We start from the raw sequence: 20,682 nt of genomic DNA, 5'->3' as shown, positions 1-20,682 counted from the left end.
ACCGCCGATGCGGGTGCTGATTGTCGAGGACGAGCTCTACCTCGCGGAGGCGGTGCAGGCCGGGCTGCGGCTGGAGGCAATCGCCGCCGACATCGCCGGGGACGGCGACACGGCGCTGGAGCGGCTCGCCGTCCACGCGTACGACGTGGTGGTCCTGGACCGCGACATCCCCGGCACGCACGGTGACGACGTGTGCCGCGCCATCGTGGCGCGCGGCATCGGCTGCCGGGTGCTGATGCTGACCGCAGCGAGCCACCTGGACGAGAAGGTGACCGGTTTCGAGATCGGCGCCGACGACTATCTGACCAAGCCCTTCGACCTGAAGGAGCTGGTGGTGCGGCTGCGGTCGCTGGCCCGCCGCCCCAAGGACGCCACCCCGCCGATCCTGGAGTACGGGGACCTGCGGCTCGACCCGTTCCGCCGGGAGGTCTTCCAGCGCGGTCGCTACCTCTCGCTCACCCGCAAGCAGTTCGCCGTACTGGAGCTGCTGATGACCGCACGGGGCGGCGTCGTCAGCGCGGAGCAGCTGCTGGAGAAGGCCTGGGACGAGAACGCCGACCCGTTCACCAACGCGGTCCGCATCACCATTTCCACCCTGCGCAAACGACTCGGCGAACCGTGGACGATCCACACGGTGCCCGGTGTCGGCTACCGACTCGACGAAGGACCGGGCCCCACCGCATGAACGCCTCCCCCACCGCCGTGACCACCCCCGCCCGCCCCCTCGACCCACTGCTGTCCTGGCGGGCCCGCCGGCTGACCGCGCGGATGCGGCTGACCCTCAGCTACGCGCTGTTCGCCGTCGTGACGGCCGCCTGTGCGCTCGGGGTCATCTACGTGGCCATGTACAAGTTCCCCAACTACCCGCTGATGCCGTCCAATCCGCGCGACAAGCCGAACGCCCCGAGCCGTGCGGAGATCATGGACCAGGTGGTGCGGGTCTCCGGCCTCACACTCCTCGCCGTCACCGTGATCGGGCTGGCCGGCGGCTGGTTCATCGCGGGCCGGGTGCTGCGCCCGCTGCACGAGATCACCCGGGCCGCCGACCGGGCCGCCTCCGGCTCGCTGGAGCACCGGATCGGGCTGACCGGGCGGCGCGACGAGTTCACCGACCTGTCGGACACCTTCGACCACATGCTGGAGCGGCTCCAGGAGGCGTTCGAGGCCCAGCGCCGGTTCACCGCCAACGCCTCGCACGAACTGCGCACCCCGCTCTCGGTCACCCGCACCATGCTGGACGTCGCCGTCGCCGACCCCGCGGGGCAGGACTACGGGCGGCTGGTGTCCCGGCTGCGGGAGACCAACCAGCGCGGCATCGAGATCGTCGACGCGCTGCTCCAGCTGTCCGCCCTCGACCGGACCGAGCTGCCGTTGCGGCCGGTGGACCTGGCGGGGCCCGCGAAGGAGGCGCTGGAACTGGTGCGTCAGGAGGCGGCCGAGGCGGGCATCGCCGTCACCGCCGAGACCGGGCCGGCCCCGGTGACCGGCAACGCGGTGCTGCTGCGCCAGCTCGCCCTGAACCTGCTCCACAACGGGCTGCGCCACAACCTCCCCACCGGTGGGTCCGTCGCCCTGAGCACCGGCGGCGGTCCGGGCGGGACGGGCGTGCTGACGGTGACCAGCACCGGGGAGGAGCTGCGGGCCGACGCGGTCGCCACCTACGCGGAACCGTTCCTGCGCGGTCGCGGCCGGGTGGCGGCCACCGCCGGGGGCGCCCGGCGGGGCCACGGCCTGGGACTGGCGATCGTCTCCGGCATCGTCGACGCGCACGGCGGCACGCTGACGCTGACACCGGTGGCGGGCGGCGGCCTCACCGTACGGGTCTCACTGCCCGGCGCCTGACCCGGCGGCCACCTCCGCGCGCCGCTTCGGCGGCAGCGGGAAGAACCCGCTGGTGCGTGCCCGGTACGCGGCGAACCCGGGCCGGTCCGCCATGCTCCGCTCCAGCAGCCGCTTGCCGCTGCCGAAGATCAGCAGATAGCTCATCACCAGCGGACCCACCACGCTCACCCCGGCCACCGTCCAGCTCCCGGCGGCGGCGAGGAAGATGCCCCACCAGACGCAGAAGTCGCCGAAGTAGTTGGGGTGCCGGGTCAGGCTCCACAGACCCCGGTCCATGATCCTTCCCTTGTTCGCCGGGTCCGCCTTGAACCGGGCCATCTGCCGGTCCCCCACCGCCTCGAAGAACAGGCCCACGCACCACAGCGCGCAGCCCGCCCAGGCGAGGGGCCCCAGCCCCACGGGCGCGTACATCGCCGTCTGCACCGGCAGCGACACCAGCCACACCAGTGCGCCCTGGAGCAGGTACACCATCCGGAACGCGTAGAGGTTGCGCCGCCCGCCGGGGGCCTTGGCGAGCATCGCCTCGTACCGCGGGTCCTCCCCGTGCCCCCGGCCGCGCAGCCCGATGTGCACGGCGAGCCGCAGCCCCCACACGCAGGTGAGCACGGCCACCAGCAGCCGCCGCCCGTCGTCGCCGGAGCCGGCCGAGAGGGCGTAGGAGACGACGGCGACGGCGGCGAAGGCGGCGCCCCAGGCCACGTCGACCAACCGGTGGACGCCCACCCGCACCGCGACGGCGAAGGTGACCAGCATGACGGCGAGCGCCGCGCCCGCGGCCCAGCCGAGGTTGAGGGCCCACTCGCCCCAGGGGAAGCCGCTCACCGGGCACCGCCCTCCGTCAGCAGCACCTGCCGCACATCGAGGTAGCCGGAGCGGAACCCCGCCTCGGAGTAGGCCAGGTAGAACGACCACATCCGGCGGAAGACCACGTCGAAGCCGAGCGCGTCCACCTCGTCGGCACGCGCCTCGAAGCGCTCCCGCCACAGCCGCAGCGTCTCCGCGTAGTGCGCGCCGAAGCCGTCCGAGGCCGCCACCCGCAGCCCGGTGTGCCCGGCCGCGGTCTGCGCCAGCGCCTCCTGCGACGGGATGAGCCCGCCGGGGAAGACGTACTTCTGGATCCAGGTGTACGTGTCCTTGCTGGCCAGCAGCCGCTCGTGCGGCATGGTGATGGCCTGCAGCGCGACCCGGCCGCCGGGGGCCAGGCGCTGCTCCAGGGTGGCGAAGTACGCGGGCCAGAACTCGGCACCGACGGCCTCGATCATCTCCACGCTGACCACCGCGTCGTAGCGTCCGGTCACCTGCCGGTAGTCGCACAGCAGGACCTCGACCCGGTCGGCGAACCCGGCCTCCGCGATCCGGCGCAGGGCCAGCTCCCGCTGCTCGGTCGACAGGGTCACGCTGGTCACCCTGGCCCCGCGCCCCGCGGCCCGGATCGCCAGTTCGCCCCAGCCGGTGCCGATCTCCAGCACCTCGCTGCCCTCGCCGACCCCGGCGAGGTCGAGCAGCCGGTCGACCTTGCGGCGCTGGGCGGCGGGCAGCAGTGCGTCGGTGGCGGGGAAGGTGCGGAAGACGGCGGAGGAGTAGCTGAGGGTCTCGTCGAGGAAGAGCGCGAAGAGGTCGTTGGACAGGTCGTAGTGGTGGCTGATGTTGTCGCGGGAGCCCTCGGGGGTGTTGCGTGCGGCGGCGGGCTGCTTGGGCGCCCAGACGCCGCGCAACCGCTGCAGGTTCTGCGGGACGAGGGTCGCCGCGTGGTCGGCGAGCACCGTCAGTACGCCGACGAGGTCCTCCGCCGTCCACTCGCCGGCCATGTAGGACTCGCCGAAGCCGATCAGGCCGCCCGCACCGATGCGCCGGTGGAAGGCGCCCGGCGCGTACACCCGCATCACGGGGCCGCCGGTGCCGAGCGTGGAGCCGTCCCGGAACTTCACGGTCAGCGGCAGCCGGGCCAGCGCTCGGCGCACGATCAGCCGGGCGACGGCGGTGCGTGCCCAGGACGCCTTCGGCAGCCGGGCCACGTCGGGCCAGCGGGCCGGGTCCACGGCGGCGCCGCACGGGGTGCCCGCGCTCCGCCGGGGCGCCGGGGCGGCCGTGGACGGGGTGGCCCGGGGCTGGGAGGCCGGGGGCAGGGACACGGTCATTCGAGACCCTCCTGGGGCTGGTGTCGGGGGCGGTGCTGCACGGGCACTCGGCGCAGGTACAGCAGCACGCCGTGCAGACGGATCGCGGCGGAGACCGCCAGGGTGGACAGCGGGTGGCGCACTCCGGTCCGCAGCAGCCCGGCCGTGGTGGCGGGCCTGCGTTCGCCGTGCACGGCCGCGGTGAAGGGTCCGGCGTCCGGGCGGTCGAGGCGGATGCTCAGGCGCAGCCGCCCGTCCGGTTCGGGCAGCCTCATCCGGTAGTCGCCGTCCACGGAGTGGAACGGTGAGACGTAGAACTCCTTTGCCACGTCTGCCAGTTGACCGGTCCGCTCATCGGGGCGCAACAGGTAGCAGTGGCGTTCGCCGTAGGTGTTGTGGACCTCCGCGACGACACAGCGCAGTTCGCCGCCGGGCCCGTGGCACCAGTAGAGGCTGAGCGGATTGAACACGTACCCCAGCACCCGGGCGTGCGCGAGCATCGTGACCCGGCCGCCGTCGAGGTCGACGCCGCGCGCGGCCAGGAACCTCTCCAGCCCGGCGCGGATGCCGGGCCCGGTGCCGCCGAAGTGGTCACGAGCGTCGAACCGGGCCAACGGGCGCAAGGGGCGCGGCAGCCGGGGCAGCCGGTCCAGGTCGACGTACCACATGTAGGTGCGGTGCCTGAGGCGGTAGCGGCGGGGCGAGGTGCGGGCGTGGGTGACGGTGCAGAGGTAGAGCGCGGGGGCGTCGCGGGCTTCCGGGCCCCGCGGATCCGCGGCCGGGGCCGCTTCCGCGCCACGGGCCTGCCGCATCGTCGCGCCGTACCGCGTGCCGCTCACCAGGGCACCCCCAGAGCGGCAGCAGCCTCGACCCCGGAGCGGCAGCCGTCCTCGTGGAAACCCCAGCCGTGGTACGCCCCCGCGAAGACGGTCGTCGGCGAGTTCAGCGTGGGCAGCAGGGCCTGTGCGGCCACCGACTCGGGCGTGTAGACGGGGTGTTCGTACTCCATCCGCTCCACCACCCGGGTGGGGTCGACGAGTTCGCCGGGGTTCAGGGTGACGACGTACGTCTCGGGGGCGTCGAGCCGCTGGAGCCGGTTCATGTCGTAGCTGACCCGGACGCTGTCGGCGCCGGCGGCGCAGGACGGCATCAGGTAGTTCCAGGCGGCCCGCGCGCGGGGGCTGCGCGGCAGGACCCGGGTGTCGGTGTGCAGCAGGGTGGGGTTGCGGGAGTAGCGGAACGCGCCGAGCACCCGCCGTTCGGCCTCCGTGGCGTCGGCGAGCAGCCGCAGCGCCTGGTCCGGGTGGACGGCGACGACCACCCGGCCGTAGTGGGCGGTGCTGCCGTCCTCGCTCGTCACCTCGACCCCGTCGGCGTGCCGCCGCAGCGAACGCACCGGGGTGGCGGTGTGGACGGCGTGCAGTTGCTTGGCGACGCGGTCGACGTACTCCCTCGACCCGCCCGTCACGGTCCGCCAGGTCGGCGAACCGCCGATGCCGAGCAGACCGTGGTGGGCGAGGAAGCGGAACAGGTAGCGGGCCGGGTAGCGCAGCGCGGTGGCCGGGTCGCAGGACCAGACGGCGGAGACGAGCGGGGTCAGGAAGTGCGCCACGAAGTACGCGGAGAAGCGCCCGTGCCGCACGAACTCGCCGAGGGTGAGCGCCTCCCGCGCCCCGGGGCCTCCGCCGCTCTCCCCCGCTCCGTCTCCCGCGCTCCCCTGCGCCAGCAGCCGCCGGGCCCTGCGGTGGAACACCGGCACCTCGGCGAGCATCCGGAGGTAGGCGGGCCGGGTGGCGTTGCGCGGCTGGGCGAACAGCCCTCCGGGGCCGCGCGCCCCCGCGTATTCGAGGCCGCAGCCCTCGCACCGTACGGACATGCTCATCTCCGACTCCTGGGTCGCCACCCCGAGTTCCCCGAAGAGCCGCAGCAAATGCGGATAGGTGCGCCGGTTGTGCACGATGAAACCGGAGTCGACCCGGTGAATGCGGCCGTCGGCGGACGGCACGTCGTGGGTGTGCGCGTGCCCGCCGAGCCGGGGCTCCGCGTCGTAGAGCGTCACATGGTGCACCCGGGCGAGCACATGGGCCGCGGTCAACCCGGCCACCCCTCCCCCGATCACCGCGGTGGCCGGTCGCTCCCCCGTGACCTGCCCGTTCTCCCCTGCGCCTGACATTCTTCCTCCATCTGTCCAAGGCTCCCGGTGGTACTTCGGAGCGGAGGGCCGAACGGATTGGTCGGTGAGCCAAAAGGCTGAACCGGCCGATCGGACCAATCCGGAATCGCCCGCCGCACCGAATGCATTGCGTGAGCAAGAAATCCGGAAGGCGAGGAGACGGCGCCGCGGTCACCGCGGCGGCGGCTCTCGGCGGGCTGATCGCGGGCTTCGCCGCCCTGTGCGCGGCGGAGCTGGCAGCCGCGGCCGTACGCCCCGAGGCGGGGCCGGTCGCGGCGGTGGGCGGGGCGGTCGTGGACCGTACGCCCGGCTTCGTGAAGGACTTCGCCGTCCGCACCTTCGGCACCGCGGACAAGCTGGTCCTCCAGCTCGGGATCCTGGCCTTGCTGGCACTGTTCGCCGTGGCGACCGGCCTGCTGGCCACCCGGCGCCGCCGCACCGGCGCCCTCCTGGTCCTCGCCTTCGGCGCGCTCGGCGCCTGGGCGGCCCTGGAGCGCCCGGACGGACGCCTCGCGGACACGCTGCCCTCCCTGCTGGGAGGTCTGGCCGGGGCCGCGGTGCTCCTCCTGCTCACCTCGAAGCTGGGCGCGCGCCCGTCCCCCGGGGCGGGGAGGACAGCGGCGGCGCCCGAGGCCGGAGCGAATCTCCCCGCGGGGTCTGCGGTGTCCCCGTCCGTTCCGGCCGGCACGGGGGAGACCGGGGGCACGTCGGAGGGCTCCCGGTCTCCCTCCCCGGGTGGGCCCCCGCAGACCACTGCGGGGTCCCGGGCGGCCCACCCGGTTGCCGAGGAGGAGAGCGGCCGGGCGGCCGACGGGGGTGCGCCCGGCGCCGCTGGCCGGGCGCCGGAGACGGAGAGCTCCGCCGCCGCCGACGACGCCGGGAGCCCTGCCGAAGGGGCCTCCGTGCACAGGTTCGACCGGCGGGCCTTCGTCCTCGCCGCGTCCGGGGCCGTCACCCTGTCGGCCGGTGCGGGCCTCCTCGGGCGGTTCCTGAACTCCGGGCGGCAGGCCGGCTCGTCGGCGGCACGGGCCCGCATCGCCCTGCCCGCCCCGGCCGACCGCGCCCGCCCCGTACCTGCCGGCGCCGAACTGCGGGTGCCCGGCCTCGGCCCCCTGACCACGCCCAACGGCGACTTCTACCGGGTCGACACCGCACTGGTGGTCCCCCGTGTCGACGCCTCCCGCTGGCGGCTCACCCTGCACGGCCGTGGTGTGCGCGAGCCCCTGACCTTCAGCTACGACGACCTGCTCGCGCGGCCCCTGGTCGAGCGGGACATCACCCTCACCTGCGTCTCCAACGAGATCGGCGGCCCCTACGTCGGCAACGCCCGCTGGATCGGCGTCCGGCTGGCCGACCTGCTGCGCGAGGCCGGGGTACGGCCGCCCTCGCGCGGCGGGCCCGCCGACCAGCTGGTGGCGACGTCCACCGACGGCATGACGCTCGGCTCCCCCGTCGAGACCGTCATGGACGGCCGCGACGCCCTCCTCGCCCTCGGCATGAACGGCGAACCGCTCCCCTTCGACCACGGCTTCCCGGTCCGCATGGTGGTCCCCGGCCTGTACGGCTACGTATCGGCGTGCAAGTGGCTGCGGGACCTCGAACTGACCTCATTCGACGACTTCGACGCGTACTGGGTGCGCCGGAACTGGGCCCGCGAGGCACCGGTCAAGACGCAGTCGCGGATCGACACCCCGCGCCCGTTCGCCTCACCCCGGGCCGGCACGGTACCGGTCGCCGGGGTGGCCTGGGCGCAGCACCGGGGCATCGCCCGCGTCGAGGTACGGGTCGACGGCGGCCCGTGGCAGGAGGCGCGGCTCGCCGCCGAGACCAGCCGCGACACCTGGCGGCAGTGGTCCTGGCCGTGGCGGGCCACCCCCGGCAGCCACACGCTCGAAGTCCGCGCGACGGACCGCACGGGCGTCCCCCAGACCGAACGCCGGGTCGGCACCGTGCCGGACGGCGCGACCGGCCTTCATTCGGTGGTGGTCAGCGTGCCCTGAGACCACCGGTGCGACCCGGCCCCCGAAAACCACCGCAACGATCCACCACGTACACCCCCGATCTAGGAGAACGTCATGAGCACCACCCGCACTCGCTCCGTCGCCCGCCGTGCCGCCCTTGCCGTCTCCGCCGCGGCGTTGCTCCCGCTGGCGCTGACCGCTTGCTCGGACGGGGGCAAGGACAAGGATTCGGCCGCGAAGGCCGACTCCACGCCGACCCAGCAGGCGAGCATGGGCTCTTCGCCGAGCGGTGAGGACCCGATGAGCGGCCCGTTCGGCCCGGCCTGTGCCGGAGTCCCGAAGGAGGGCGCGGGCAGCTTCGACGGCATGGCCAAGGACCCCGTGGCCACCGCCGCGTCGCACAACCCCGCCCTGTCCACGCTGGTCACCGCCGTGAAGAAGGCGGGGCTGGTCGACACGCTCAACAACGCGAAGAACATCACGGTGTTCGCCCCGACCAACGAGGCCTTCGCCAAGGTCCCGAAGGCCGACCTGGACGCGCTGCTCGCCGACAAGGCCAAGCTCACCAACGTCCTCACGTACCACGTGGTGGGCCAGAAGCTGACCCCGAAGCAGCTGGAGAGCGGCACCTACCCGACCCTGCAGAAGTCCACGCTGACGACGGCGGGCTCCGGCGAGTCGTACAAGGTCAACGGCTCGTCGAAGGTGGTCTGCGGCAACGTCCCCACGGCCAACGCCACCGTCTACATCGTCGACACGGTCCTCATGCCGAAGAGCTGACCGCGTCCCGACCCGGCCCCGCCGCCCCACAACCGGCGGGGCCGACCCCTGCCCGCCCCTCCGTACCCTTGACGCACCATGACCCGCAGACCCCGCCGCCGCCCCGCCACACCCGCTCCCCTGCCCCAGCGCCTGGGCATCGACCCCGTACACCTGAAGATCCCGCACGCCGCTCCGAACACCCTCCGGAACGACGGGCACGGACCGCGCGGGCAGGACGCCGAGCACGGGCCCTGCGGGCCGGACGCCGCACCGCACGACGGGCACGGACCGCGCGGACAAGACACGGGGCCGGACGCCGCGCACGGACCCCGCAGACGGAACACCGCACCGCACGACGGGCACGGACCGCGCGGACAAGACACGGGGCCGGACGCCGCGCACGGACCCCGCAGACGGAACTCCGCACCGGACGACGGGCACACGCCGCACGGGCGGGACGCCGGGGCGAACTCCGCGTCGGACTCCGCGCCGGACGCCGCGTACGGACCCGCCGGGTGCCCCGACTCCACCGTGCGCGGGTATCTCCTCGGCCGCCTGGCCGCCGCCGGGCCCGGCGTCATCGACCGGATGTTCCGGGAGGGCGCCTTCGTCGTGGCCGACGGCACGTCCCTCGCCCCCGACGCGCCCTGTACCCCGGGCCTGGAAATCTGGTTCCACCGGGACCTCCCTGCGGAGCCGCCTGTTCCGTTCCCGCTGCCCGTGCTGTACCGCGACGCGCACATCCTCGTCGCCGACAAGCCGCACTTCCTGGCCACCACCCCCCGCGGCAGGCACGTCACCGAGACGGCGCTCGCACGTCTGCGCCGCGAGCTGGACCTGCCCGAGCTCAGCCCGGCGCACCGGCTGGACCGGCTGACGGCGGGGCTGGTCCTGTTCGTCGTACGCCCGGAGTCCCGCGGCGCGTACCAGACGCTCTTCCGCGACCGTCAGGTGCACAAGGAGTACGAGGCGCTGGCCCCGTACGACCCCTCACTGACGCTCCCCCGCACGGTCCGCAGCCGCATCGAGAAGGCCCCCGGCATCGTCGCCGCCCGCGAGATCCCCGGCGAACCCAACAGCGAGAGCCGCATCGAACTCGTCTCGCACGAGGGCAACGTGGGCCGCTACCGCCTCACCCCGCACACGGGCCGCACCCACCAGCTCCGGGTCCACATGAACGCCCTCGGCATCCCGATCCTCGGCGACCCCTACTTCCCGCACCTGACGGACCCGCCCCCGGACGACTTCTCCCGTCCCCTCCAACTCCTCGCCCGCACCCTCAGCTTCACCGATCCCTTCACCCACACCCCCCACCACTTCACCACCCACCGCACCCTCCCCTAACCCCCGCCCCACCCCGCCCCCTTGCCCGCCCGCCCCGCCCCGCCCCCTTGGGCGACGGGGCCGCCCAAGGGGGCGGAACGGGCGGGCAAGGGGGCGGCCCCCGGCGGAGCCGCACAACCCACCCCCGGACACCCCCGCACCCCGCGCCCGCACCCGCACCCCCACCCCACGCCCCCACACCAAAGGGCCCTCGCCGGACCAAAGTCCCACGAGGGCCCACTCCCTCACCACACCCCCGCCGAACGGCCCCCTCAGCCCACCGAGCTGTAGGCCACCACCCCCCGCAGCACCGCGTCCACCGCCTTCCGCGCGTTCTTCCCCACCGTGCTCCCCTCCCGGGGAGCCGCCGCGGCCACCTGCCCCAGCACGTCGATCACCTGCTTGCACCAGCGCACGAAGTCCCCGGCAGGCATCTCCGCCTCCCGCAGCACCTCGTCGAGCCCCTTGCCCGAGGCCCACATGTACACCGCCCAGGCGAAGCCGAGATCGGGCTCGCGCTGGCCGACCCCCTCCGCCTGGTTGATCTTGTGGTCCTCCTCCAGCGCGTCGAGCCGGCCCCAGATGCGGACCATCTCGCCGAGCGCCGTCTTCGCCGCCCCGCCCGGCACCTTCGGCGCCACCGCGTCGTCCGACTGCCGCGCCTCGTACACCAACGCCGAGACGCACGCGGCCAGTTCGGCCGGGCTCAGCCCTTCCCACACCCGGTCGCGCAGGCACTCCGACGCCAGCAGGTCCAGCTCGCCGTACAGCCTGGCCAGCCGCTTGCCGTGCTCCGTCGCCTCGTCACCGCGCAGATAGTCCAGCTCGGTGAGCAGCGCGTAGATCCGGTCGAAGGTGCGGGCGATGGTGTTCGTCCGCCCCTCGATGCGGTTTTCCAGCTGCCGGGTGTCGCGCCGCAGCCGGTAGTACCGCTCCGCCCACCTGGCGTGGTCCTCGCGCTCGTCGCACCCGTGGCAGGGGTGCGCGCGCAGCTCGGTGCGCAGCCGGGCGATCTCCCGGTCGTCGGCCGCCGCGGCCCGCCCCTTGCGCTTCCGCTCGGGCACGATGTGCCCCGCCTTGGAGCGCAGCTGGGAGGCCAGGTCGCGCCGGGACTGCGGCGAGCGCGGGTTGAAGGACTTCGGGATGCGCATCCGCTCCAGCGCCTCGACCGGCACCGGGAAGTCGATCTGCGCCAGCCGCTTGACCTGCCGCTCGGCGGTCAGCACCAGCGGGCGCGGACCGTCGTGGTGCTCGAAGCCGCGGTGTCCGTTGCTCCGGCCTGCAGCGACCCCCGGGTCCAGCACCAGCGCCAGCCCCGCGAACTTCCCCGTCGGGACGTGGATGACGTCGCCGACCTTGAGCTTCTCCAGCGAGTCGGCCGCCGCCGCGCGCCGCTGGTTGGCGCCCTGCTTGGCCAGCTCGGTCTCCCGGTCCTTGAGGTCGCGGCGCATCGCCGCGTACTCCTCGAAGTCGCCGAGGTGGCAGGTCATGCCCTGCTTGTAGCCCTCCAGGCCCTCCTCGTTCTTCTGGACCTGCTTGGAGATCCCGACGACCGACTTGTCCGCCTGGAACTGTGCGAACGACGTCTCCAGCAGCTCCCTGGAGCGGTGCCGCCCGAACTGCTGGACCAGGTTGACCGCCATGTTGTACGACGGCCTGAAGCTGGAGCGCAGCGGATACGTCCGCGTCCCCGCGAGCCCCGCCAGCGCGCCCGGGTCCATACCGCGCTGCCACAGCACCGCCGCGTGTCCCTCGACGTCGATGCCGCGCCGCCCGGCCCGCCCGGTGAGCTGGGTGTACTCGCCGGGGGTGATGTCGGCGTGCTGCTCGCCGTTCCACTTGACGAGCTTCTCCAGCACCACCGACCGTGCGGGCATGTTGATGCCGAGCGCGAGGGTCTCCGTCGCGAAGACCGCCTTCACCAGGCCCCGTACGAACAGTTCCTCGACGACCTCCTTGAAGGTCGGCAGCATGCCGGCGTGGTGCGCGGCGATGCCCCGCTCCAGTCCTTCGAGCCACTCGTAGTACCCGAGGACGTGCAGGTCCTCGCCGGGGATGGAGGCGGTCCGCTCCTCCACCAGCTCGCGCACCTGCTGGCGCGCGTCCTCGTCGTTGAGCCGCAGCCCCGCGTACAGGCACTGCTGCACGGCGGCCTCGCAGCCGGCCCGGCTGAAGATGAAGGTGATCGCGGGCAGCAGCCCCGCGGAGTCGAGGCGTTCGATCACCTCGGCGCGGCTGGGCGTCCAGATCCGGGTCCGCGATCTGCGCTCGCGCTCCCGGTCGGCCTCGCGGACCATCTTGCCGCGCCGCCGGTCCCGCGGGTTGTACGTCCGCTGGTTCTCCATCCGGGCCATGCGCAGCAGGTCGGGGTTGACCTCGCGGCGCCCGCCGCGGCCGTCGTCGGACTCCTCGAAGAGGTCGTACATCTTCCGGCCGGCCAGGACGTGCTGCCACAGCGGCACGGGCCGGTGCTCGGAGACGATCACCTCGGTGTCCCCGCGCACGGTGTCGAGCCAGTCGCCGAACTCCTCCGCGTTGGAGACGGTCGCCGACAGCGACACCAGGGTCACCGACTCGGGAAGGTGAATGATCACTTCTTCCCACACGGCGCCCCGGAAGCGGTCGGAGAGGTAGTGCACCTCGTCCATGACCACGTAGGCGAGCCCGAGCAGGGACTGCGAGCCCGCGTAGAGCATGTTGCGCAGCACCTCGGTGGTCATCACGACCACGGGCGCGTCCGAGTTGACGCTGTTGTCCCCGGTGAGCAGCCCGACCTTGTCGGCGCCGTAGCGCTTGGCGAGGTCCTGGTACTTCTGGTTGGACAGCGCCTTGATGGGCGTGGTGTAGAAGCACTTGCCGCCCTGGGTGAGGGCGAGGTGCACGGCGAATTCGCCGACGATCGTCTTGCCCGAGCCGGTGGGTGCCGCGACCAGTACGCCCTTGCCCGCCTCCAGCGCCTCGCAGGCCTCGATCTGGAAGGGGTCCAGGTCGAAGTCGTACATGGCGCGGAAGGGGTGGAGCGCGGTGGCCTCCTCGGCGGCGCGGATCCGGGAGGCGGCGTATCGCTCGGCTGGTGAGAGGTCCTCTGTCATCTTGTCTTCGAGCCTACCCGCCACCCCTGACACTCAGCCCGATCTTTATCGCCCCTTGGAAGGCCCCGCCCGGATCGACGCGCGGCGCGGCCTGCCGGACATGCGCAGGGTCCCCCCGGAGTGCTCCGGGGGGACCCTGTGGGACCGGGGGTGGCGGCGTATCCCGCCGCGGCAGCCTGCGCCGTGTCCCGGGGCCGGGCACGTCGGTGCCTCGGGCGCCCCGGCGGGCTCGGGCTCAGGTGATGTCGTCGTACCCGTTGAGCTGCTTGCGGCCGCCGTCGGCCTGCTCGGGCAGCGGGGTGCGGCCGGCGGTGACGGGCTCGACCACGTGCTCCAGCGGCTCGGGCGTCAGATCCAGGTGGGACGCCTCGTCCGGGTCCAGCTCCGCGTCGGGGTCCTTGCGCGCCCGCCGCTTGTCGTTCAGCAGCGAGAAGCCGACCGCGATGAAGTACAGGACGGCGATCGGCCCGGCCAGGGCCAGCATGCCGATGGGGTCGGTCGTCGGCGTGATCACCGCGCCGAACACGAAGACGCCCATGATGACGCCGCGCCACCACTTGACCATGCGCTTGCCGGAGAGGACACCGGTCATGTTCAGCATGATCAGGATCAGCGGCAGCTCGAAGCTGATGCCGAAGACGAGCACCATGCGCAGCGTGAAGTCGAGGACGTCGCCGAGCGAGAGGATGTTCGCGGAGCCGGAGGGCGTGAAGCTGATGAGCACCTTCACGCTGACCGGCAGGATCAGGTACGCGAGGTAGGCGCCGCCCGCGAACAGCGGCACGGCAGCGCCGACGAAGGCGTACGTGTACTTCTTCTCGTTCTTGTGCAGACCCGGCGCGATGAAGGCCCAGAGCTGGTAGAGCCAGACCGGGCTGGATGCCACGAGCCCGACGGTGAGGCTCAACTGGATCGTCACGCTGATCGGTGCCATCAGCGAGTTGAAGGAGACGATGGCGCAGTTGCCGCCGTCGCTCGTCACGTCCTTGGCGCACTTGGGCACCGGTTCGGTGATGAAGCCGAGCAGGTCCTGGCTGAAGTAGAGAGCCACGATGGTGACCACCACAATGGCGAGCACACCCTTGGCGAGCCGGTTGCGGAGCTCACGCAGGTGTTCCACGAGGGGCATCCGGCCCTCGGGGTCCTTCTCCGTCTTGCGGGCAGACTTGAGCAACCCACGTCCTCATCTCGTGCGGCAGGGGGTCACCGGTTGCGGTGCCTGCGGCGGACCTGGGTCAGCGCTGGGTGTCGGTGGGCTCGGACACCGGGCGCGAGCTGGTCACGTCGCCGGGCGCGGCCTTGATGGTGCGGGGGGCTTCGGCGGTCTGGTGGTGCTGGGTGTCCGCCTGCGCCGGGGCCTGCTCGGGAGCGTCGTCCTTCTTCATGGCCTTGGCCTCGCTCTTGAGGATGCGGGCCGACTTGCCCAGCGAGCGGGCCATGTCGGGCAGCTTCTTCGCACCGAAGAGCAGGATGACGACCAGGACGATGAGGATGATTTCGGGGGCACCGAGATTCATGCTGTTTACCTTCTTCACCGAGGCGACAGGGGGGTCTGGCACTCGACCGGCCGGACATCTGTCCGGTCGCCGCGCTGCCAGCGATCGTAACCCGAGGGGGTAAACGCGGGGCAATGCCCGTGCGTCGCCCGGGTAGCGACCCGTCGCCTCGTTCTGGGGCCGCGTTAACCGAGCGTACCGCCCGGGTGAGCAGTGGTGGAGACCTGTACCGGCACCGCCCGGCTAACGCAATGCCTCGCCGGTACGCGCCAGGCTCTCGGCGGAACGCTCCAGCTCCTGGGCCGCCCTGTTGATCTGCCGCGAGCTGCGTTCGACCTGGTGGCCGAGCCGCCGCACCTCGGCGAAGACCCTGATCGCGAGGACTCCGAGCACGGCGAGTCCGAGGAATCCGAGGGCGATGGCGAGCATGGGCCAGAACATGGGCAGAGCCTAGACGTTTAAAGGGCGGACGTGGGACGGCGGCGAGCTCAGAGCGCGGTGTGGAGGCGCAGCGTCCGGACGCCGCCGCCGGTCAGGAGCTCCACGATCCGCTCGCCCGCCGGCTTGCGCACGGAGGACCCGCAGGCCGGGCAGGTGAAGGAGTAGAAGGTGGTACGGCGGCTGCCGCCGATCGCCAGCCGCAGCTCCTGCGCGTCCAGCTCGAACCGGGCACGGCAGTCGGGGCAGCCTGCCTTGAAGAGGACCGCTCCCACCGGAGCGACCACACCAGACATCACGGACATGTCTCCAGCTCTCCTCTTGTGTTGCTCTGTTGGTTCTGCGGCGGGACCGGACCGTTTCTGCGGTGCGGCCGGTCCGGATCCGTACCGCGGCTGCGTCCGTTCCTCAGGCGAGTCCGCCCGGACCTCGTGCGTCCGCCGACTCGTACGCCGCCAGCGCGTCCCGGGCCGCCGTCCGCGCGCTGTCCGCGAGGCCGGCCGGGGACACGATCCGCCCGTCCCGGCCCAGCCGCAGCGCGAGCCGCCGCAGCGACGCCGGGTCGGGGGTGCGCAGCGTCACCCGCAGACCGCCGTCGGGCAGCTCCTCGGCGCTGTCGTGCGGGTAGTACTCGGCGACCCACCGCCCGCCGGGCCCCACCTCGACGACCACCTCGGGGTCCTCCGCCGCGGGCTGCACCAGCCCCTCGGAGAGGTCCCGCAGCTCGATCTCCGGAGCCGCGGACGGCTCGTCGAGCAGTTTGATCTCGGCGACCCGGTCGAGCCGGAAGGTGCGGCGGTCCTCCGAGAGCCGGCACCACGCCTCCATGTAGGTGTGCCCGACGGCGAACAGCCGGATCGGGTCCACCTCGCGCTCGGTCAGCTCGTCGCGGGCGGGCGAGTAGTAGCGCAGCCACAGCCGCCGCCGCTCCGAGATCGCCCGGTCGACGTCGGCGAAGACGCCGCCCTCGGACTCGAAGGTCACCGAGAGCCGGGAGCTGGCCCCGGCGACCTCGCCGGCCGCCGCCTCCAGCTTCGCGGTGGCCCGCAGCAGTGCCTGCCGGTCGCCCTCGCGCAGCCCCGGCAGGGTGGCCACCGCGCGCGCGGCCACCAGCAGCGCGGTCGCCTCGTCGGCGGCCAGCCGCAGCGGCGCCGCCACGTCGTCCGGGTTGTGCCACCAGATCCGCTCGCCGTCGGTGTCGATGTCGAGCAGGTCGCCGCCCCGGAAGCTGGTCCCGCACATCGGCAGCACGTCCAGGTCCGAGATCAGCTCGTCCTGGGTGATCCCGAAGGCCCGCGCCACGTCCTCGATGTGCGCCCCGGGCCGTTCCCGCAGATACGTCACCAGCGACAGCATCCGCCGTGTCTGGTCGATCGCGTTGGTCGCCATGTCAGCCCCGCCCCTCAGCCCTTGGCCACGGCGCGCAGCCGGTCCACGACGTCCGCCCGCAGGTCCGCGGGCTCCAGCACCACCACGTCCGGGCCGAACTCCACCAGCCAGGCGTCCAGCCCGTGCCCGTACGGAATCGCCAGCTCGTCCCAGCCGTCGCCCAGTTCACGCACCGCGCCGGCCCGTGCGCGCAGCGGATAGCCCGCCCCCGCGCGCAGCTTGATCAGCGCGCTGCGGGTCGCGGTCTCCCCCGCCCAGCTCTCCACGGTCTCCCGCACGGTCACCACGTCGGGCACCTGCGCGCGGAACGCGCCCGCGCGGGAGCGCACCTTGCCGGTGATCCGCGAGAGCCGGAACACCCGCTCGGCCTCCCGGTCCCGGTCCCAGCCCGCCAGGTACCAGTGGCCGCGCCAGCACTCCAGGGTCCACGGCTCGACCTGCCGGGTCTCGGGGCGGGCCGCGGTGGCCTTGCGGTAGTCGAAGACGACGGGGCGGCGGTCCCGGCAGGCCAGCATCAGCGGCTCGAAGGCCGCCTCGTGCACCGGAATCCGCGGCTCCAGAGCACTGTGCTGCGGTCCGTCGTACGGATCGTCGGCTTCGGGCATTCCGGCGGCGCGCAGCTTCTGCAGTGCGCCGCTGGCCGCTCCCGCGAGCCGGGCCTGCTGCCAGACCTTCGCGGCCAGACCGAGCGCGGCGGCCTCCTCCGCGTCGAGGGTGATGGCGGGCAGCCGGTTGCTGTCACGGCGGGCCAGGTACCCGGTGTCACCGTCCAGGTTCTCCACCGTCTCGATGACCAGGCCGAGTTCGCGCAGGTCGTCCTTGTCGCGCTCGAACATCCGGTTGAAGGACTCCTCGTTGCCCGCCTCCAGGTAGGCCTCGATCGACTCCTTGAGTTCGCGCTTGCTGAGCGGGCGCCGGGTCCCCAGCAGGCACAGCGCCAGGTTCATCAAACGCTCGGCCTTGGCAATCGCCATCGACGCCCTCTCTGAAGTCAAGTGCGCCACGAACCGTCCCGGCGCTACGACCGTCGACCGTACCGCCCCGGGGTGTCGCGGCAAAAGCCGAGGGCCCCTGCCGGTCCGGCAGGGGCCCTCTTCAGCGCACGTCGTGCGACCGTCCGTGCACTCAGACGGAAATCAGGTCGCAGACGAAGATCAGCGCCTCGCCCGGAGCGATGACACCGCCGCCCGCGCCGCGGTCGCCGTAGCCCAGGCGCGCCGGGATCGTCAGCCGGCGGCGACCGCCGACCTTCATGCCCTGGACGCCCTGGTCCCAGCCCTTGATGACCTGACCGGCGCCGAGCTGGAACTCCAGCGGAGTGCCGCGGTTCCAGGAGGCGTCGAACTCCTCACCGGTGGAGAAGGCCACGCCGACGTAGTGGACCTTGACGTAGTCGCCGGCCTTGGCCTCGGCGCCGTCGCCCTCCCAGAGGTCCTGGATCTCCAGGTCCGTGGGGATGTCGCCCTCGGGGAAGTCGATCTCGGGCTTCTCGATGCTCACTGCTGTGCTCCTGCTTCGTGCATGTGTGACTCTCGGGACAACCCGGACAGTCTTACACTGCCGCGAGGATGTCCACGACGAAGACCAGCGTGGACTTGGCAGGCAGGGTCGGCCCCTGCTCCTTGTCGCCGTACGCCATCTCCGGCGGGATCACCAGCATGACCCGGCTGCCGACCTTCTTGCCGATCAGACCCTGGTCCCAGCCCTGGATGACCGCGCCCGCACCGATCGGCGTGACGAACGGCGCACCGGTCTTCCAGCTGGTGTCGAAGAGCTCCGCCTTCGGCTTGCCCTGGTTCAGCTTCCAGGCCGCACCGCTGTACTGCATGTACACGGTCTGACCCTTCTTGACCTCCGCGCCGTCACCCTCGATCAGCGTCTCCGAGACCAGCTTCTTCGGCGGGTCGTTCTTCGGAATCGTGATCGTGGCGGCCTCCTCCTTGTCCGCCTGGATCTTCGGCATGTCGGCGGCGGTCTCCTTCTGCTTCCCCTCCGCCTTCTTGGGGACCACCTTCTGGATGTCGAGGACGAAGACCAGGTTGTCCTTCGGGCCGACCTTCATCTCCGGCTTGCCCTGCGGGCCCCAGGCCGCGGCAGGCGGCGCCACGACCAGCACCCGGCTGCCGACCTTCTGACCCAGCACACCCTGCGAGAACGCCGGGATGACGGCCGGGGAACCCGCCGCGATCATCTGCGGCGGCGCGGCCTTGTCACCGTAGGAGCCGCCCAGCGACTGGCTGCCCTTCCAGATCCGTGCCTCGTAGCCGGCCATCACGAGGTCGCCCTTCTTGACCTCGGCGCCGTCGCCCTCCTTGACGGTGTTCACGACGAACTTGCCGCTCGGCTCACCCTTGGGGATGGTCAGCTGGGGCTGCTTCATCACCTCGCCCTTGACGGTGGGCATCGGGTCCGCGGACTTGACCGGCTTGGGCGCCTCCGGCTGCTGCGCCGCCTTGTCGGGAGACGAGGACGAACTCTTCTCGTCCGTCGGTTCCTTGGACTCACCGCCCCCGCAGGCGGTGAGCGCCAGGGCCGGAACGATCAACAAGGCTGCAAGTCGGCGTCGCACGAGTGTCCTCGGGGGTTGGGGGGACTGGTGGTCAGTGGCCGCCACTCTACGGCCCCGTACCCCCGGTACGTCGGAGGGCATGCGAAGGGCCCCGCGGACGGATGTCCGCGGGGCCCCGGCGGGCAGGTGCTCCCGGCTGCCGTTCCTGGCGGCCGGCTACATCCCGGCGATCAGCTTCTCCACCCGGTCGTCCACCGACCGGAACGGGTCCTTGCACAGCACCGTGCGCTGCGCCTGGTCGTTCAGCTTCAGGTGCACCCAGTCGACGGTGAAGTCCCGGCGCTGCTCCTGCGCCCGCCGGATGAAGTCGCCGCGCAGCCGCGCCCGGGTCGTCTGCGGCGGCACCGACTTGCCCTCGAAGATCTTCAGGTCGTTGCAGATCCGGGCGGCCTGCCCCTTGCGCTCCAGCAGGTAGTACAGCCCGCGGCGCCGGTGGATGTCGTGGTACGCGAGGTCTATCTGCGCGACCCGCGGGTGCGACATCGTCATGTTGTGCTTTTCCCGGTACCGCTCGATCAGCTTGTACTTCATGACCCAGTCGATCTCGGTGCCGATCCGGTCCAGGTCCTCCGCCTCGATCGCGTCGAGGGTGCGGCCCCACAGCTCCAGCACCTGCGCCACGGTGCCGGTGCGGATGCCGCGGCGGTCGACGAAGTCCACCGCCTTCTCGTAGTACTCGCGCTGCACCTCCAGGGCCGACGCCTCCCGGCCGCTGGCGAGCCGCACCTTGCGCTGACCGGTGGTGTCGTGGCTGACCTCACGGATCGCCCGGATCGGGTTCTCCAGTGTCAGGTCCCGCATCACCGTGCCCGCCTCGATCATGCGCAGCACCAGATCGGTGGCACCGACCTTCAGCAGCATCGTCGTTTCCGACATGTTCGAGTCGCCGACGATCACGTGCAGACGGCGGTAGCGCTCCGCGTCCGCGTGCGGTTCGTCACGGGTGTTGATGATCGGCCGGGAGCGGGTCGTCGCGGAACTGACGCCCTCCCAGATGTGCTCGGCACGCTGGCTCACGCAGTACACCGCACCGCGCGGCGTCTGCAGCACCTTGCCCGCCCCGCAGATCAGCTGACGCGTCACCAGGAACGGAATGAGGATGTCCGCGAGACGGGAGAACTCTCCGTGCCGCGCCACCAGGTAATTCTCGTGACAGCCGTAGGAGTTCCCGGCGGAATCGGTGTTGTTCTTGAACAGATAGACGTCGCCCGCGATTCCCTCCTCGTGCAGGCGGCGTTCGGCGTCGACGAGCAGGCCTTCGAGAATGCGCTCGCCCGCCTTGTCGTGGGTGACCAGCTCGGTCAGGTTGTCGCACTCGGGAGTTGCGTATTCCGGATGCGATCCCACGTCCAGGTACAGGCGGGCGCCGTTCCGCAGGAAGACGTTGCTGCTGCGGCCCCATGAGACAACACGGCGGAAGAGGTAGCGCGCCACTTCGTCAGGAGACAGTCGGCGCTGTCCCCTGAACGTGCACGTGACGCCGTACTCGTTCTCCAGCCCGAAAATGCGGCGGTCCATGA

Annotated in this window: 19 protein-coding genes; 5 read left to right on the top strand and 14 right to left on the bottom strand. The window is 72.2% G+C overall.

Annotated elements, in window-relative coordinates:
• The first annotated feature begins 7 nt into the window (after nucleotides 1-7).
• Together ACFYVL_RS24750 and ACFYVL_RS24745 are read left to right on the top strand one after the other, a co-directional pair.
• Nucleotides 8-685: a response regulator transcription factor gene (locus ACFYVL_RS24750; RefSeq protein WP_389248327.1), complete on the top strand. Its 678-nt coding sequence runs from the start codon at nucleotides 8-10 to the stop codon at nucleotides 683-685.
• Nucleotides 682-1,842, top strand: a complete 1,161-nt coding sequence (locus ACFYVL_RS24745; protein WP_389248325.1) for a sensor histidine kinase — start codon at nucleotides 682-684, stop codon at nucleotides 1,840-1,842. The genes ACFYVL_RS24750 and ACFYVL_RS24745 overlap by 4 nt, the downstream gene beginning before the upstream one ends.
• Here the strand turns inward: ACFYVL_RS24745 and ACFYVL_RS24740 are convergent.
• Genes ACFYVL_RS24740 through ACFYVL_RS24725 form a run of 4 tightly spaced genes read right to left on the bottom strand, consistent with a single transcriptional unit; the run spans nucleotide 1,825 to nucleotide 6,132 of the window.
• Nucleotides 1,825-2,664 carry a DUF1295 domain-containing protein gene (locus ACFYVL_RS24740; RefSeq protein WP_389248323.1) on the bottom strand — a complete coding sequence of 280 codons (840 nt, stop codon included), beginning with the start codon at nucleotides 2,662-2,664 and terminating at the stop codon, nucleotides 1,825-1,827. The genes ACFYVL_RS24745 and ACFYVL_RS24740 overlap by 18 nt on opposite strands.
• Complete coding sequence (locus ACFYVL_RS24735; protein WP_389248321.1) at nucleotides 2,661-3,980, bottom strand: class I SAM-dependent methyltransferase; 1,320 nt, start codon at nucleotides 3,978-3,980, stop codon at nucleotides 2,661-2,663. The genes ACFYVL_RS24740 and ACFYVL_RS24735 overlap by 4 nt, the downstream gene beginning before the upstream one ends.
• A complete protein-coding gene (locus ACFYVL_RS24730; protein ID WP_389248727.1) occupies nucleotides 3,977-4,771 on the bottom strand; it encodes a DUF1365 domain-containing protein in 795 nt (264 codons plus the stop codon). Before ACFYVL_RS24730 ends, ACFYVL_RS24735 begins: the two co-directional genes overlap by 4 nt.
• A 23-nt stretch (nucleotides 4,772-4,794) precedes the next feature.
• On the bottom strand, nucleotides 4,795-6,132 hold the full coding sequence (locus ACFYVL_RS24725) for an NAD(P)/FAD-dependent oxidoreductase (RefSeq protein ID WP_389248319.1): 1,338 nt from the start codon (nucleotides 6,130-6,132) through the stop codon (nucleotides 4,795-4,797).
• 131 nt (nucleotides 6,133-6,263) lie between these two features.
• Between ACFYVL_RS24725 and ACFYVL_RS24720 the strand changes: the two genes are divergently transcribed.
• From ACFYVL_RS24720 to ACFYVL_RS24710, 3 genes are all read left to right on the top strand, one after another.
• Nucleotides 6,264-8,132, top strand: coding sequence for a molybdopterin-dependent oxidoreductase (locus ACFYVL_RS24720; protein ID WP_389248317.1), 1,869 nt, complete (start codon nucleotides 6,264-6,266; stop codon nucleotides 8,130-8,132).
• A gap of 75 nt (nucleotides 8,133-8,207) precedes the next feature.
• Entirely contained in the window at nucleotides 8,208-8,873 is a 666-nt protein-coding gene (locus ACFYVL_RS24715) for a fasciclin domain-containing protein (protein WP_389248315.1), read from the top strand.
• 513 nt (nucleotides 8,874-9,386) lie between these two features.
• Complete coding sequence (locus ACFYVL_RS24710; protein ID WP_389248725.1) at nucleotides 9,387-10,199, top strand: pseudouridine synthase; 813 nt, start codon at nucleotides 9,387-9,389, stop codon at nucleotides 10,197-10,199.
• A gap of 251 nt (nucleotides 10,200-10,450) precedes the next feature.
• Here the strand turns inward: ACFYVL_RS24710 and ACFYVL_RS24705 are convergent, their stop codons facing one another.
• From ACFYVL_RS24705 to pafA, 10 genes are all read right to left on the bottom strand, one after another.
• Nucleotides 10,451-13,270, bottom strand: coding sequence for a DEAD/DEAH box helicase (locus tag ACFYVL_RS24705; RefSeq protein ID WP_389248313.1), 2,820 nt, complete (start codon nucleotides 13,268-13,270; stop codon nucleotides 10,451-10,453).
• A 235-nt stretch (nucleotides 13,271-13,505) separates the two neighbouring features.
• Complete coding sequence (gene tatC / locus ACFYVL_RS24700) at nucleotides 13,506-14,399, bottom strand: twin-arginine translocase subunit TatC (RefSeq protein ID WP_389248723.1); 894 nt, start codon at nucleotides 14,397-14,399, stop codon at nucleotides 13,506-13,508.
• A 106-nt stretch (nucleotides 14,400-14,505) separates the two neighbouring features.
• Complete coding sequence (gene tatA / locus ACFYVL_RS24695) at nucleotides 14,506-14,787, bottom strand: Sec-independent protein translocase subunit TatA (protein ID WP_389248311.1); 282 nt, start codon at nucleotides 14,785-14,787, stop codon at nucleotides 14,506-14,508.
• A 222-nt stretch (nucleotides 14,788-15,009) separates the two neighbouring features.
• Nucleotides 15,010-15,207, bottom strand: a complete 198-nt coding sequence (locus ACFYVL_RS24690) for a hypothetical protein (RefSeq protein ID WP_389248310.1) — start codon at nucleotides 15,205-15,207, stop codon at nucleotides 15,010-15,012.
• Nucleotides 15,208-15,254: 47 nt separating this feature from the next.
• Nucleotides 15,255-15,509: a hypothetical protein gene (locus ACFYVL_RS24685; protein WP_389248308.1), complete on the bottom strand. Its 255-nt coding sequence runs from the start codon at nucleotides 15,507-15,509 to the stop codon at nucleotides 15,255-15,257.
• Nucleotides 15,510-15,612: 103 nt separating this feature from the next.
• A complete protein-coding gene (locus tag ACFYVL_RS24680; RefSeq protein ID WP_389248306.1) occupies nucleotides 15,613-16,593 on the bottom strand; it encodes a helix-turn-helix transcriptional regulator in 981 nt (326 codons plus the stop codon).
• A 14-nt stretch (nucleotides 16,594-16,607) separates the two neighbouring features.
• Complete coding sequence (locus tag ACFYVL_RS24675; protein WP_389248304.1) at nucleotides 16,608-17,567, bottom strand: helix-turn-helix transcriptional regulator; 960 nt, start codon at nucleotides 17,565-17,567, stop codon at nucleotides 16,608-16,610.
• A gap of 151 nt (nucleotides 17,568-17,718) precedes the next feature.
• Nucleotides 17,719-18,093: an FKBP-type peptidyl-prolyl cis-trans isomerase gene (locus ACFYVL_RS24670; RefSeq protein WP_389248302.1), complete on the bottom strand. Its 375-nt coding sequence runs from the start codon at nucleotides 18,091-18,093 to the stop codon at nucleotides 17,719-17,721.
• A gap of 52 nt (nucleotides 18,094-18,145) precedes the next feature.
• A complete protein-coding gene (locus ACFYVL_RS24665) occupies nucleotides 18,146-19,162 on the bottom strand; it encodes an FKBP-type peptidyl-prolyl cis-trans isomerase (RefSeq protein ID WP_389248300.1) in 1,017 nt (338 codons plus the stop codon).
• 156 nt (nucleotides 19,163-19,318) lie between these two features.
• The gene (pafA, locus tag ACFYVL_RS24660) at nucleotides 19,319-20,680 is read right to left on the bottom strand and encodes a Pup--protein ligase (RefSeq protein ID WP_389248298.1); all 1,362 of its coding nucleotides are present in this window, start codon (nucleotides 20,678-20,680) and stop codon (nucleotides 19,319-19,321) included.
• Between the last annotated feature and the right edge of the window lie 2 nt (nucleotides 20,681-20,682).

It is taken from the genome of Streptomyces sp. NPDC004111, assembly GCF_042874215.1.
Classification (GTDB): Bacteria; Actinomycetota; Actinomycetes; order Streptomycetales; family Streptomycetaceae; genus Streptomyces.
This window is presented reverse-complemented; position numbering and strand designations above follow the sequence as displayed.